14 protein-coding genes are annotated in these 13151 nt (G+C 66.4%); 5 read left to right on the top strand and 9 right to left on the bottom strand.

Annotation, left to right across the window (positions count from 1 at the left end):
• Nucleotides 1-2: 2 nt before the first annotated feature.
• The 5 genes from V3G39_16895 to V3G39_16875 all read right to left on the bottom strand — a co-directional run bounded on the left by V3G39_16895 (nt 3) and on the right by V3G39_16875 (nt 5129).
• Nucleotides 3-1322 (bottom strand): ABC transporter permease, encoded by a 1320-nt coding sequence (locus V3G39_16895; protein XAS76296.1) that lies wholly within the window; start codon nt 1320-1322, stop codon nt 3-5.
• A 2-nt stretch (nt 1323-1324) separates the two neighbouring features.
• Nucleotides 1325-2137: an ATP-binding cassette domain-containing protein gene (locus tag V3G39_16890; GenBank protein ID XAS76295.1), complete on the bottom strand. Its 813-nt coding sequence runs from the start codon at nt 2135-2137 to the stop codon at nt 1325-1327.
• A 113-nt stretch (nt 2138-2250) separates the two neighbouring features.
• Complete coding sequence (locus V3G39_16885) at nt 2251-3414, bottom strand: substrate-binding domain-containing protein (GenBank protein XAS76294.1); 1164 nt, start codon at nt 3412-3414, stop codon at nt 2251-2253.
• A gap of 343 nt (nt 3415-3757) precedes the next feature.
• Complete coding sequence (locus V3G39_16880; GenBank protein ID XAS76293.1) at nt 3758-4561, bottom strand: DeoR/GlpR family DNA-binding transcription regulator; 804 nt, start codon at nt 4559-4561, stop codon at nt 3758-3760.
• 94 nt (nt 4562-4655) lie between these two features.
• Complete coding sequence (locus V3G39_16875) at nt 4656-5129, bottom strand: hypothetical protein (protein XAS76292.1); 474 nt, start codon at nt 5127-5129, stop codon at nt 4656-4658.
• Nucleotides 5130-5182: 53 nt separating this feature from the next.
• Between V3G39_16875 and fdxA the strand changes: the two genes are divergently transcribed.
• Entirely contained in the window at nt 5183-5536 is a 354-nt protein-coding gene (gene fdxA, locus V3G39_16870) for a ferredoxin (GenBank protein ID XAS76291.1), read from the top strand.
• Nucleotides 5537-5547: 11 nt separating this feature from the next.
• The gene (locus V3G39_16865) at nt 5548-5997 is read left to right on the top strand and encodes a hypothetical protein (GenBank protein XAS76290.1); all 450 of its coding nucleotides are present in this window, start codon (nt 5548-5550) and stop codon (nt 5995-5997) included.
• Here the strand turns inward: V3G39_16865 and V3G39_16860 are convergent.
• Complete coding sequence (locus tag V3G39_16860; protein XAS76289.1) at nt 5896-6462, bottom strand: MarR family winged helix-turn-helix transcriptional regulator; 567 nt, start codon at nt 6460-6462, stop codon at nt 5896-5898. The two genes, V3G39_16865 and V3G39_16860, sit on opposite strands and share 102 nt — an antisense overlap.
• Nucleotides 6463-6524: 62 nt before the next feature.
• Here V3G39_16860 and V3G39_16855 point away from each other — a divergent pair, with 62 nt between their 5' ends.
• From V3G39_16855 to V3G39_16845, 3 genes are read left to right on the top strand one after another with little or no spacing between them, the layout of a single operon-like run.
• Nucleotides 6525-7091: a hypothetical protein gene (locus V3G39_16855; GenBank protein XAS76288.1), complete on the top strand. Its 567-nt coding sequence runs from the start codon at nt 6525-6527 to the stop codon at nt 7089-7091.
• Nucleotides 7092-7095: 4 nt separating this feature from the next.
• A complete protein-coding gene (locus tag V3G39_16850) occupies nt 7096-9273 on the top strand; it encodes an MMPL family transporter (protein XAS76287.1) in 2178 nt (725 codons plus the stop codon).
• 44 nt (nt 9274-9317) lie between these two features.
• Complete coding sequence (locus V3G39_16845; protein XAS76286.1) at nt 9318-9956, top strand: CDP-alcohol phosphatidyltransferase family protein; 639 nt, start codon at nt 9318-9320, stop codon at nt 9954-9956.
• Here the strand turns inward: V3G39_16845 and V3G39_16840 are convergent.
• The 3 genes from V3G39_16840 to V3G39_16830 all read right to left on the bottom strand — a co-directional run bounded on the left by V3G39_16840 (nt 9953) and on the right by V3G39_16830 (nt 13148).
• Complete coding sequence (locus tag V3G39_16840) at nt 9953-10621, bottom strand: methyltransferase domain-containing protein (GenBank protein XAS76285.1); 669 nt, start codon at nt 10619-10621, stop codon at nt 9953-9955. The genes V3G39_16845 and V3G39_16840 overlap by 4 nt on opposite strands.
• A gap of 111 nt (nt 10622-10732) precedes the next feature.
• A complete protein-coding gene (locus tag V3G39_16835; GenBank protein XAS76284.1) occupies nt 10733-11788 on the bottom strand; it encodes a hemolysin family protein in 1056 nt (351 codons plus the stop codon).
• Nucleotides 11781-13148, bottom strand: coding sequence for a hemolysin family protein (locus tag V3G39_16830; GenBank protein ID XAS76283.1), 1368 nt, complete (start codon nt 13146-13148; stop codon nt 11781-11783). The genes V3G39_16835 and V3G39_16830 overlap by 8 nt, the downstream gene beginning before the upstream one ends.
• Nucleotides 13149-13151 lie beyond the last annotated feature (3 nt).

Raw genomic sequence — 13151 nt, 5'->3', positions numbered from 1 at the left:
GCTCAGCCGAGTCCGCTGGATCCCGCGCGTCGGCGGGACAGGGCATCGACGGTCGCGGCGAGCGCGAGCACGATCCCGGTGACGATGGCCTGGTAGGCGGCGTTGTTCTTGCCCTGCAGCAGATCAGACATCCCGTTGATGATCACGGCCACGACCAGTCCACCAATCAGGGCGTCGGTGATTTTGCCCTTGCCACCGAAGAGGCTGGTGCCACCGACCACGGCAGCACCGACGGCGAGCAGGAGGGTGTTTCCGTTACCGGTCTGCTGGCTGACGCCGTACTCCGAACCGAGCACGATTCCGGAGACCATGGCCAGCACTGATCCGATGACGAAGACCGACACGCGCACCGCGTCGACCCGGATACCGGCCCTGCGGGCAGCCTCGTCGTTACCGCCGACGGCGTAGATGTGTCGCCCGTACCGCGTGCGGTTGAGGACGAAGCCGAGGAACACGACCAGCACCAGCACCAGTGGGACGACCCACGGGACACCCTGCAGGGTGGGGGCCTTGGTCTGGACGAGTTGACCGCTTGCTGTCTGGGTGATTCCTGGGGCAGCACCCGAGTTCTGATTGATATTGAGCAGCGCGGTGGCTCCGAACACGATGACGGCGCAACCGATGATCTTTGCGGCCAGGACGATCGTCGGCTCGACAGGTAATCCGCGACGGCGACGGGCCACGATTCGGCGCACCTGAGTGGCAGCGAAGCCCACCGTGATCAGCACTGCAATGAGCCAACCGAGCCAGACCGGCATCAACGAGTTCTCGAGCGCGTCAAGCGTCTTGTTGCGATACGACAGCGCACCGGAGGTGCCCGTGGTGTTCACGATCAGGATGACCACGCCCTGCAGCGCCAGGAAGAGCGCCAAGGTGGTCACAAAGGAGGGCACCCGCACCTTGGTCCGCATCCAGCCGATGAACAGACCGATGACTGCGCCGGCGGCCAGCGCCACCAGGCAGGCGAACGGCCACGGCAGGCCTTTGGACAACAGCACGGCGACGATCGAGGCGCCTACTCCGGAGGTGACTCCCGCAGAGAGGTCGATCTCGCCGAGCAGCAGTACGAAGACCACCCCCATCGCGAGCAGGACCCCCGGCGCTGCCTGGGTGATCAGGTTGGACAGGTTACCGAGGGAGAAGAACGCGGAGTCGACGACCGAGAAGACGGCCACCAGCACGATGAGCGCCCCGACGGCCGGCAAGGACCCCATGTCGCCGCCGCGGACCCGCCGGACATAGGCCGCGAAATACTGCCTCAGATCCCCACCTGATGCCTGCGAGTCGGCCGTGGCGGCCGGTGTGCGGTCGCTGTCGGTCATGGTCATGATGCTTCTCCTAGCGGCTTGGCGGCGTTGAGCCCGATGTCACCGGATCGCCCCGAGGTGATCAGTTCGACGACCTGGGTCGAGGTCACCGAGGCCGTCTCGACGGTGGCTGCCAGTTGACCGAGGTACAGGGCAGAAATCCGATCTGCCACCTGCATGACGTCGTTCATGTTGTGCGAGATGAGGATGACCGCGACGCCCTGGTCGGCGAGTCGGCGCACCAGTTGCAGCACCTGTTCGGTCTGCGCGACTCCGAGGGCGGCCGTGGGCTCGTCCAGGATGACGAGCTTTGCCTTCCAGAGCACGGCTTTGGCAATGGCTACGGTCTGCCGCTGCCCACCGGAAAGGCTGGACACCCGCTGCCGCACCGAGGACAACGTGCGCACCGACAGCGACTTGAGCGCATCAGAAGCTGCGAGCTCCATCGAGTCCTCATCCATGACGCGGGAATTGACCCGCTCACGGCCCAGGAACATGTTCTGGACGACGTCCAGATTCTCGCAGAGTGCCAGATCCTGGTAGACGACCTCGACGCCCAGTGCCGAGGCGTCACGCGGCCCGTGCACCGTCACGTGCTTACCCTCGAAGAGGTATTCGCCGGAGTCGATCGGGTGGGTGCCACCGATGCATTTGACGAGGGTGGACTTGCCGGCCCCGTTGTCGCCGACGAGCGCTGTGACCTCGCCGGTCCGGGCCTCGAAGTCGACGCCCTTCAGGACGTGGACAGCACCGAAATTCTTGTTGATACCGCGCATCCGCAGGATCGGCTCATCGGTAGTGGTGGGGGTTGGGACGGAGTGTTCAGGCATCAGGGCTCCTGCGGGACAACCACCGGTCGTGCCGCAAGGCACGACCGGTGGAGGCTCCCGCGTCGATACGGGTGATGACAAGGGCTGCCGCTACGACCGCCCGCTGGGATGGACTACTTGACGCCGTTCGTGGTGCACATCGCTGCGTAGCTACCGGTGCAGACCGCGGACTTCGGGGTGTAACCGTCGTTGATCGGCTTGGCGACGTTCGTCTTGGTGATCGCGATGGGAGTGGCCAGGATGGCGGGCACGTTGCGCCCGGTCTGGGTGTCCTTGATCGTGGTGGTGGTCTTCGGCAACGAGCCGGTTGCCAGTTTGGCTGCTGCATCCACGGCCGGGTAGGCCTCGCCGACGGACGGCTTGTAGATCGTGAAGCACTGGTCGCCGGTCATGATCCGTTGCAGACCCTCGACCGTGGAGTCCTGACCGGACACCGCGACCTTGCCGTTCTTCTTCTGCTTCTTCAGATCGGTGATCACCGGGCCTGCCATGCCGTCGTTGGCGACCATCACAGCGTCGAGGTTCGGGTTCTTCTGCAGCATCGAGGCGAACGTGATGCCGGCCTGGGTGTTGTCCCAGTTGGCGATCGACTGGTCGGCCTTCTTGGTCCAACCGGCCTGCTTGCTGAGCACGCTGTTGTAGCCCTGCGCGAAGAGCGTCGCGTTGTTGTCGGTCGGAGCACCGTTCAACTCCACGTAGCTGACGGCTTTCTTGTCCTTGACCTGCGAGCAGCCTGCCAGTGTCTGGCCCTGCAGCTTGCCGACGGCGACGTTGTCGAACGACACGTAGAGGCTTGCGCTGCCGCCGAGGGTGAGTCGGTCGTAGTCGATGGTGAGAATGCCCTTGGACTTGGCCTTGGTCTCGATCTTCGCGGCCGAGGCCGAATCGAGGTTGACCAGCATCAGGACCTTGACGCCGTTACTCATCATCGAGTCGGCAATGGTCGCCATCTGAGTCGCCGAGTTGTTGGCGTTCTGAATATCGCACTTGAGGTTGTCGGTTGCGCAGCGCTCTTTCAGCGCGGCCGGGTCGGTGGAGATCCACCGGTTGGACGTGGTGCGGTCCGGCAGAATGATGCCGACCTTCGCCCCCTTGCCGTCGATCTTGGCGGAGTCGCCGCCGCCGGTGGCCGAGGCCGAGGCCGAGGCCGAGCCGGTCGAGGACGAGCCCGCTGGTGCAGCGGAGGAGCTCGGACTTGTGGAACTGCTGCCGCAGCCGACCAGGGCAAGGGCGCCGACTGCCGTAATGGCCGCCAGGCTCAGCGCTTCTTTGCGCATGAAGAACACCTTTCTCGGGGACGTGGCACCCGGAAGGCCGCCACCATAAATTGTTGTGGTCGGCAACATATAGGCCTTTGTGTGAAGTTCGCCACTCCCGAGACCAAATTGTGATGTCCACCCATCCGTCCGCGGCGCTGCCCCACACCGATAAATATTGGGCGAAATCGTCGCGGTGGCAGATGCCGGCGTTATGGGGGGATTGCGTCAAAGCGCTGTCGGCGTGGCTATTCGACGTCGAGACGCCGTTTTTCCGGGGCACTCGCGACGCAGGTCATGATGGTCGACGCACTGGGAATCATGTCGCGATTGGTTGATCTAACATCCCCGGTGCGCGATGGCCTCAGGGTTCGGTGGCGGCAACACGCACGTCGGTGCACCGTTCCCGCAGCCCTTGCAGGTCTTCTTCGGAGGCCCGATCATCGGTGATGATCGTGTCGAACGCCTCCACCCCGCACAGCACATGGGGTGCAGGTCGACCAAATTTTGCATGATCGACCAGTAGCACCTTGCGCAGACTGCGGGCCAGGAGCGCGCGGCGCACCATGAGGGTGGCTTCTGAGCGGTGCACGCAGCGGCTCTCGGTGATCCCGGTCGTGGACATGAACAAGAGGTCTGCCTGCAAATTGTTGATCGCGTCGACAGTCTGCAGGCCCGAACACGACTGCAGGCGCGGGTCATAGGTGCCGCCGAGCAGCTTCACCTCCACCCCGTCGGACGGACTGACCAGAGCCATCGCCGGCACGAAGTTGGTGGCGAAGGTAACCGGAGCGTGTACCGACAGCAGCGGGACCAGGCCGATTGCCGTCGTGCTGTCGTCCAGGAAAATCGTCTGGCCGCGCCCCAGAAGTCGGCCTGCCTCACGGACTATGGCGGCTTTCTCAGCGCTCATCGACATGCTGCGCTCAGTGACGCCGGCATCGCGCAATGCGGTCGGGTTGGCGGTCGCAGCCCCGCGGATCTTGGTGATCCAGCCTTCGATCTGCAGCTGATCCAGGTCGCGGTGCATCGTCATCAAACTGACCTGGTGGGTTTGGGCGAGGTCTTCCACGCGGACATACCCGGCCTTCAGGACCTCCGCGCGCACCAGGTCCCGGCGCTGGGACAAACCATGCGTCGTCACGTCGTGCGCTCCCACCCTCGCCATCGGACCGGCGTCCGTGTGGCATCCATCGTGAATTATTCCATGCAGACGATGTCGGTGGGTCTGTGTACTTGCGCTGGGTGTTCCCGCTGCCAGGTCAGCCGGCAAGGATCGAGCCCAGGATCACCAGCGTCAGGCTCAACAGGCCGATGACCCCGCGCAGGCCGGCCGCCCGGCGGGCCGCTGCGGTGACGCGACCCTGCACGTCCAGCTCCTGCGGTGCGGCGAGCGCACGCAGTCGCAGGTGCGTCATGCGTCGGGCCTGCAGCACGCCGAGTACGAGGACGGCCAGCAGGACGGCAGCGGTGACGGCGGTGATGATCACGGTCGGGTCCACCGGGTGATCACGCAGCAACCCGGCGCCACAGCCGTAGGCGATGAGCAGGGCCGGTATGCCGACGCGCAGGTAGGCGCGGCCGAGTGCGCGGAACAATGCGATGCGACCGGCCCGGTCCAGAGATGTCGTCGCTGCGCGGGCTACGACGACGATGGCGACATAACCGCCTACCCATACGGCGGCGGAGATGACGAGAGCGAGCACCAGGAGCGTGTGCGTCAGGTGGGTCGGCATCCGTGGCATTCGCCCCTTCAATAAGTACGAACTATTCGTGTAAAATATACGACATGACGTACGTGATCGGTCAGCCCTGCGTGGATGTGCTGGACCGGGCCTGTGTGGAGGAATGCCCGGTCGACTGCATCTACGAAGGCGCCCGCAGCCTCTACATCCATCCCGACGAATGTGTCGACTGCGGCGCCTGCGAGCCGGTGTGCCCGGTCGAGGCGATCTACTACGAGGACGACCTGCCCGACGCGTTGCACCCGTATCTGCTCGACAACGAAGTCTTCTTCACCGAAACGTTGGACGGCAGGGATGAGCCGCTGGGCTCTCCCGGCGGCGCCGCCAAGTTCGGCGCGCTCGGCGCAGACACCCCGTTGGTGGCTGGCCTGCCCCCGCAGGTGCCTGCCACCTCCTGATGGCGGCGCGGATGCTGACACCGCTGGCCGCACTGGTCGGCGTGGGCGTCGTCCTGACGGTGCTCGGCGGGTTGGTGTCGGCCGTCACCGGACCGCTGGACCTTGCTCACGGAAGCTGGCTCGCGGCCTACCTCGTGCTGGTCTGCGGAGTGTCGCAGTGCGCGATCGGCCTCGCCCAGGAGTACCTCGGCGGGCGGCGCCTGTCGCGGCCTGCTGCGTGGACCCAGGTGGCGTGCTGGAACGTGGGGAATGCCGCCGTCGTCGTCGGCACGCTGACGGCGACACCGGTCATTGTCGATCTCGGTGGGCTGGTGCTGTTGGCAGCGCTGTGCATCGCATGGCCGACGACGCGGGCTGCCTCACGTCGTGTGCTGGCCTGGGCCTACCGCGCGGTGATCGCCGTCCTGGTGATCAGCATCCCCGTCGGTCTGGTACTCGCTGCTGTCCGCAACGGCGGCTGAGGGGTCCGACGCCTGCGTGAATGCCCGCAGCGCCGCATTGACCTGGTGCAGGACCCGCAGCACGACCTCGCGTTCGGCCGGGCTCAGATCGTCGGTGATTTCGCCCAGGTCCCGGACCAGGGGCTGAAGGGCCGCGCGGACCTCCTGGTGCGCGGTGGCCGTGGGATGCAGGCTGGTGCGGCGCCCGTCGGTGGTGTGCGGCGCGCGCTCGAGGTGACCGCGCGCGACCAGCCGGTCGACGAGCACCGTGGCTGACGCGGATCGGATCTTGAGCAGATTGGCGAGCTCGACGACGCCGAGTTGGCTGGGCGCCGAGGTGGTGTGGTCCAGTGCCAGCAGGTCGGTCACTCCGACGCCGACCCGCGCCGCGAGCTCGGCGTGCACCGCAGGGGAGAGCATCAGCAGGTCGTGGATCTGCTGACCGATGCTGTCCGGTCGCCCGGATCCGCTCTCTGGAGTGCTCATCATTTGCATGCTAGCGGGTAGGTCCGTAGACAATCTAGTGACATTCGCTAGGCTGCCTGTCCATGACGACCTTCCAGGCTCCATCCGACGCGGGGCGCAGCGGACCTCCCACACCCCGGGAGATGAACGAACAGATGGTGGCGCGGTTGCTCGCCACCCCGGCGGAGCCGATACCGAGCGGCGGGTACGGCCTGCGGGTGCTGGAACATCATGGACGCAAGTCGGGGCGGGCGCATCACACACCGGTCGGAGTGCTGGCAATGGCAGAGCACTCCTACCTGGTATGCCCGGACCGAACCCGGGACTGGCCGCGCAACCTGGAGCGCAAATCGCGCTGCGCGATTCTCGGCGGTGACCGGCGCGACGCGCTCGAGGCGCTCGAGGCGGCGGGCGAAGAGGGAATCGATGCGGTGAGCACCTATCTGTCGGTCGTGCAGGCGCCGTGGGCGTTGCGCGCGTTCGGGTTGCCCGACGATCCCAGTCGTGAGCAGGTCGCTGACGCGATGCCGCGGATGGTCGTCTTCCGGCTGACCGCCGAGGCAGTGGACGAGCCTGATGAGGCCGACGAGGTTGTCGAGGTAGCAAGTGCTGGGCCCGATGATGCACGCACCACCGAGCAGGAGAACTGAACCGATGTCACACCAGGCACCCCAGACACAGGACGCGGATCGCTCGGGCGCCAGCTCTTCCCAGGGCAGGATTCTGGGTAGCAGGCTGCGGATCATCTTGCCGGTGCTCGTGCTGGTGGTGTGGCTGCTGATCGGTGGCGTCGCCGGGCCGTTCGCCGGCAAGCTCGGCGCTGTTTCGACCAACGACCCGGCAAGTTTCCTGCCGACCAGCGCCGAAGCCACGAAGGTCGCCGACCTGCAGAAGACGTTCCAGGACAAGAAGATCAACCCGGCGATCCTGGTCTACGAACGCTCCAGCGGAATCACCGCCGCCGACACGGGTGCGGTGGCCAAGGCGGTCGCCTCCGTTGCTGACTCCAAGAGTGTGGTCGGCAAGGTCGTGGGTCCGATCCCGTCCAAGGATGGCAAAGCCCTGGAGGTGATCGTCCCGGTGGACGGCACCCTGGGTGATCAGACGGTGGCGGTCGTCAATCAGCTCGGCACCAAGCTGAAGGCGGATCTACCGCCCGGTTTGTCGGCCTACGTGACGGGTCCGGCGGGTTTCGCCGTCGACCTGACCAATGCCTTTGCGGGGATCGACGGGATTCTGCTGCTCGTTGCGGTGGTCGTCGTGCTGGTCATCCTCGTGATCGTCTACCGCAGTCCGATCCTGCCCTTCCTGGTGCTGATCTCGGCGCTCTTCGCGCTGTCGTTGGCCAGCGGAGTGGTGTACTTCCTCACCGACAGCGGCGCGATCACCCTCAACGGGCAGAGTCAGGGAATTCTGTTCATTCTGGTCGTCGGTGCTGCGACGGACTACGCGTTGTTACTGACCGCCCGGTTCCGGGAGGAGCTGCGCGAAGAGGAGTCGCGCTTCGTGGCGATGAAGGTGGCGCTGCGTCAGTCCGCAGCACCGATCCTCGCCTCCGGCGTGACGGTCATCCTCGCGTTGCTGTGCCTGCTGGTCAGCAGCCTCAACTCCACCGCGAGCCTGGGCCCGGTGGCGGCGATCGGGATCGCCTGCGCCCTCTTTGCTGCGCTGACGTTCCTGCCTGCCGCCCTGGTGCTGCTGGGTCGCAAGGCGTACTGGCCGAAGGGGCCGAAGTACGGCTCGGAACACCCCGAGCGCGCTGGACTGTGGGGCAAGGTGGCAGCCCTGGTCGGGCGCCAGCCGCGCAAACTCTGGATCGTCTGCACGGTCGTGCTGATCGGCTTCGTGGCGTTCCTACCCACGCTGCGAGCCAGCGGTGTGCCGCAGAGCGCGCTCTTCCTGAACAAGGCTCAGTCGGTCACCGGCCAGGATGTCGCCGCCAAGCACTTCCCGGCGGGCGCGGGTAGTCCGGTGGAGATCATCGGTCCGGTCGCCTCGACCGCGAAGGTGCTGGCCGCCGTGCAGAAAGTCGACGGAATCGCGTCGGTCGCCGTACTCGGTGCCGGTGGTCAACCGGTCGCGCCGGGCGGCGACCCGAAGGTGGTGAACGGCAAGGTCGAGATCCAGGCGACACTCAAGCAGGCCGCCGACAGCGACAGCGCACTGCAGACCATCGGCCGGCTGCGTACCTCGGTTGGCAAGGCCGCTCCGGGCACGCTCGTCGGCGGACAGAGCGCCATCCAACTGGACACCCAGCGGGCTGCTGAGCGGGATCTGCGGGTCATCATCCCGATCGTGCTGCTGGTGATCCTGGGCTTGTTGATGCTGCTGTTGCGAGCGGTGGTGGCGCCCGTTCTGCTGCTGGCGTCGGTGGTGCTCAGCTTCGCGGCGACGCTCGGCGTGTCGGCGCTGGTGTTCAACCACGTCTTCGATTTCCAGGGCGCTGACCCGTCGGTGCCGCTCTACGGATTCGTATTCCTGGTGGCGCTGGGGGTCGACTACAACATCTTCCTGATGACCAGAGTGCGCGAGGAGAGTGCGCGACACGGGACGAGGAAGGGCATTCAACGCGGCCTGGCCGCGACCGGAGGCGTGATCACCTCGGCTGGCATCGTGCTGGCGGCGACCTTCTCGGCGCTCAGCGTGATCCCGATCCTGTTCCTCGCGCAGATTGCCTTCATCGTGGCGTTCGGTGTGCTGCTGGACACCCTGGTGGTGCGGTCGTTGCTGGTACCGGCCCTGGCCGAGGACATCGGTCGCGCTATCTGGTGGCCGAGCAAGCTGGACAGCGGCGAGCGTTCCGACACGCCTGCCCACGCATCATCGAGTTGAGATCGACGTGCTGATCGAGTGCTCCGGCGCCGCTGCGGTGCCGGGTGCTTGATCCGCTCGCCCGGCGCGCGCTGGCCCCAGCTCTGACACGGACCGGGAACAGGCTCGCCGACGCGGGTGTCTCCGCGCTCGCTGTCACCGCGCTCGCTGTCACCGCGCTCGGCTTCGCCGTCGGGCTCGGCGCGTGCGTCGCGGCGGGGCTCGGCTGGTGGTGGTGGGCGCTGGCGCTGTGGCTGTTGAACAGGGTGCTGGACGGGTTGGACGGGCCGGTCGCCCGGCGTCGGGGTAGCAGTGAGCTCGGCGGTTTCCTGGACATCGTGGCGGACTTCACGATCTACGCGGGGTTCGTGATCGGGGTGGCCGTGGCAGTGCCGTCGGCGCGACTGGCCTGTGTCACGTTGCTGGCGGCCTACTACGTGTCGGGGGCGACGTTGCTCGCGCTGTCCTCGCTACTGGAACGACTCGACCGGGCCGGTGACGGCGAGAGCACCACGGGTCAGCCGGACGACCGTTCGCTGCGCTTCGTCGGCGGGCTCGCAGAAGGCACCGAAACCGTGGTCGCCTACACATTTATCTGTGTGCTGCCCGGCTATGCCGAGCCGATTGCCTGGATCTTCGCAGCGGTCGTCGCTGTGACCGCAGTCCAGCGGGCGTCCTACGGGGTCCGGCTGCTCGCGAGCTAGGTGCCGGTCTCGGAGCTGGCTTCGGTGCTGGTGACAGTGCCGGTCGCGAGCCGTACGTGTCCACCCCGAAGGGTCTGCTCGGTGGAATGCACGGTCCGCGCTCGCAGGTATTTCCAGACCTGCCGCGACGGGTGCACACCGCCGAGGACGAACGCCCCGGCCGCCGCGGGGGTCAGCACGCGCCAGGGACCAGCCGGCCAGTCGGTGTCCACGACGCCGATCCGCCCTCCGGGACGCACCGCCTGCACGGCGTGCTCCCACGCCTCGCGCCAGTCATCCATGACGCCGAGGGAATAGGCGAAGAGCGCCACGTCGAAGTTGCTGCCGATCGTGCTCGGCGGGGTGTTGGCCTGTCCTGCGACCAGTCGGACCCGCGGACCCCACGCAGCCTCGGCAACGCGTTTGTCCGCTTGGGCCAGCATCCTCGCGCTGGGGTCCAGTCCGACGATCTGCCCGGTGTCGCCGACTGCTTCAGCAAGCAGCGGCAGACTCAGGCCGGTGCCGCAGCCGATGTCCAGGACACGCTCGCCGGGTGCGATGTGCAGGGCTTCGATCAGGGCGACACGACCGGCCCGGTAGATGGCGCGCTCCATCGAGAGCACGTCGTACCACTGCGCTCCGGGGCCGTAACGCTCGAAGACTCGAGGCTCACTGGTGCCGCTCACAGATAAACCTCTACTCGGGCGGGAGGGGTCGATGGTGTACCCGACGGTAGACGATCAGCCACCCGGTCACGCGCGTCATGAACGTCATGAACGTCGTGCATGACGAGGCGGTCAAAGTTGACGGGGCAGGCAGGGCGTGCTGGTGCGGGTCAGGTGGGTGGCGCGGCTGATGGGCAGCAGCCGCTGTAGGACGTCGGTGAGGGTGAGGAGACCGGCCACGTCACCGTCGTTGTCGAGAACGACGGCCACGTGGTTACGGGTTTCACGCATGGCGCCCAGCGCCTCGTACACGGGGGTATCGGAGGGCACCGCGACCACGGGTCTCATCAACGCGCGGGCCGTACAGGAGGCCGGCGCCTGCAGGCTGTCCCGTACGTGGAGGACGCCCTCGAATCCCCGGTCACCGCGCACCAGCAGGCGTAGGTGTCCACTGTGTTGGCCCGCCGCGCGAATCTCGGCTGCGGTGGCGTCGGGAGCCACACTGCCCGGCTGCGCATTCCGGCGCACGATGTCACCTACCGTCAGGGCCTGCAGGTCCAGCGCGCTGGTCAACTGACCGTGATAGTGCTGGTCGAGGGTGCCGACTGTGGCCGAGTGCTCCACCAGGTGCCGCAGCGTGTCGGGATTCTGACCTGAGGAGACTTCGTCGACCGGCTCCACTCCGACCTTGATCAGGCACCAGTTCGCTACCCGGTTGAGGGCAACCAGCAGCGGCCGGGTGATCCAGATGAAACCGCGCATGGGAAGCGCCAGCAGGATCGCCGACTTCTCCGGGTGCGCGATCGCCCACGATTTGGGTGCCATCTCACCGACGACCAGGTGCAGGAAGGTGACGATGAGAATGGCGATGATGAACCCGGCGGCGTCGGCGGCCCAGAATGGTGTGCCCAAGCCTTCGAAGGCCGGCGTCAGCCACAGGTGAACGGCCGGTTTGGTGATGGCGCCGAGCAGCAGGGCGCACACCGTGATGCCCAGTTGCGAGCCTGCCAACAGAACCGTCAACTCCGAGGCGCTGCGCAGCGCAGCGCGGGCCGCGCGACTGGTGGCCGCGGCGTCTTCCAGCCGGTGGCGGCGAGCAGCGATGAGCGCGAACTCGATCGCGACGAAGAACGCACTCGCAGCGATCAACACGACAGTGATGGTCGCGATGACCCAGGGGCTAAACATCTGATGACCCCTGCCGGCCGACGGCAAGCGTCACGAAGAGCATCGACGGCACGTAATGGTCGATCTGCCGGACTTCGGCGACCAGTTCCCGCACGAGGGGTCCACCGTTGCCGACCAGATCTGCGGGTTCGGGTGCAAGAGCAATGGTCACGACGTCGCCGGGGCCCGGGAAGCCACCGAAGTGCGCGATCACCGCGCCGGCAAGGGTTTCGAAGTCTCCGGTGGGCAGGTGATGGCCCAGGATGCGTTCCACCTCGTCGATGTGTAGGTCACCGGGCATCGTCCAGCCCTCGGCCGCGGAACCGGCCCTGCCATTGCCGGTCTTCGGGTCGTGTTCGTCGGCGATCTCTCCGACGAGTTCCTCAGCAATGTCCTCAATGGTCACGATCCCGGCGAATCCGCCGTACTCATCAACGACCAGAGCCATCTCCTGCTCTGCGGTCACCAGGTGTGTCAGCACGTCGGGCAGCGGCAGTGTGGTGGGGACGATCACGGCGGTGCGGGTGCGGGTGCGCACGGTCCCCTCGGTGGGCACCTCGAGCAGATCGTGCAGGTCGATGACCCCGCACAGGTCATCGGGCGTCGACCCGATCACCGGGTAACGGGTGTGGCCTGCGCCCATCTGTTCCAGCACGTCGGCCACCGGTTCGTCGGCCTGGACGGTGTCGATCCGCGCCCTGGGAACCATCGCGTGCACGGCGGTGCGGGTCGGGAAGTCAAGGATCCTGTCCAGCAGGGCTGACAGGTGCGGGGGCAGCTCACCGGACTCGTGGGACGTCGCGACGATGTGTTCCAGATCCCGTGGTGTCGCAGAGTGTTCGACGTCATGGACCGGCTGGATCCGCAGCGCCCTCAGCAGCAGGTTCGAGGACTGGTCGAACACCCGGATCAGCCACCCGAACACCTTCAGGTAGAGCGTGGTCGATCTGGCCAACCATCGGGCGACGGGTTCTGGTCGGGCAATCGCAAGATTCTTGGGGACCAGCTCTCCGAAGAGCATCTGGACCACCGTGCAGAACAGCAGGGCGACGATCGTTCCGAGACCGATGCCTACTGCGGTGGGAACGCCGACACCGCCGAGTAACTCACCCAGACCGCGGCCGATCAGCGGCTCGGCGACGTACCCCACCAGCAGGCCGGTCACAGTGATTCCCAGCTGGGCGCCCGACAGCATGAAGGAGGTCCGGCCGGTCACGCTCAGCGCGCGGACAGCCCCGCCGTCACCGGCGTGCGCCTGCGCCTTCAACCGCGACCGGTCCACCGACATGTACGCGAATTCCTGAGCGACGAAGTAACCGGTCAGGGTGGTGATCGCCATAACGACCACCACCCCGAACGCGATGCTGAGAACGGTGAGCACAGG

This window comes from Dermatophilaceae bacterium Sec6.4 (genome assembly GCA_039636865.1).
Lineage (GTDB): Bacteria > Actinomycetota > Actinomycetes > Actinomycetales > Dermatophilaceae > Allobranchiibius.
This window is presented reverse-complemented; position numbering and strand designations above follow the sequence as displayed.

What these genes read in the sequence shown, in the direction of transcription:
- V3G39_16895 (XAS76296.1), bottom strand. Translation starts at nt 1,322, where the DNA reads ATGACCGACAGCGACCGCACACCGGCCGCCACGGCCGACTCGCAGGCA.
- V3G39_16890 (XAS76295.1), bottom strand. Translation starts at nt 2,137, where the DNA reads ATGCCTGAACACTCCGTCCCAACCCCCACCACTACCGATGAGCCGATC.
- V3G39_16885 (XAS76294.1), bottom strand. Translation starts at nt 3,414, where the DNA reads ATGCGCAAAGAAGCGCTGAGCCTGGCGGCCATTACGGCAGTCGGCGCC.
- V3G39_16880 (XAS76293.1), bottom strand. Translation starts at nt 4,561, where the DNA reads ATGGCGAGGGTGGGAGCGCACGACGTGACGACGCATGGTTTGTCCCAG.
- V3G39_16875 (XAS76292.1), bottom strand. Translation starts at nt 5,129, where the DNA reads ATGCCGACCCACCTGACGCACACGCTCCTGGTGCTCGCTCTCGTCATC.
- fdxA (XAS76291.1), top strand. Translation starts at nt 5,183, where the DNA reads ATGACGTACGTGATCGGTCAGCCCTGCGTGGATGTGCTGGACCGGGCC.
- V3G39_16865 (XAS76290.1), top strand. Translation starts at nt 5,548, where the DNA reads ATGCTGACACCGCTGGCCGCACTGGTCGGCGTGGGCGTCGTCCTGACG.
- V3G39_16860 (XAS76289.1), bottom strand. Translation starts at nt 6,462, where the DNA reads ATGAGCACTCCAGAGAGCGGATCCGGGCGACCGGACAGCATCGGTCAG.
- V3G39_16855 (XAS76288.1), top strand. Translation starts at nt 6,525, where the DNA reads ATGACGACCTTCCAGGCTCCATCCGACGCGGGGCGCAGCGGACCTCCC.
- V3G39_16850 (XAS76287.1), top strand. Translation starts at nt 7,096, where the DNA reads ATGTCACACCAGGCACCCCAGACACAGGACGCGGATCGCTCGGGCGCC.
- V3G39_16835 (XAS76284.1), bottom strand. Translation starts at nt 11,788, where the DNA reads ATGTTTAGCCCCTGGGTCATCGCGACCATCACTGTCGTGTTGATCGCT.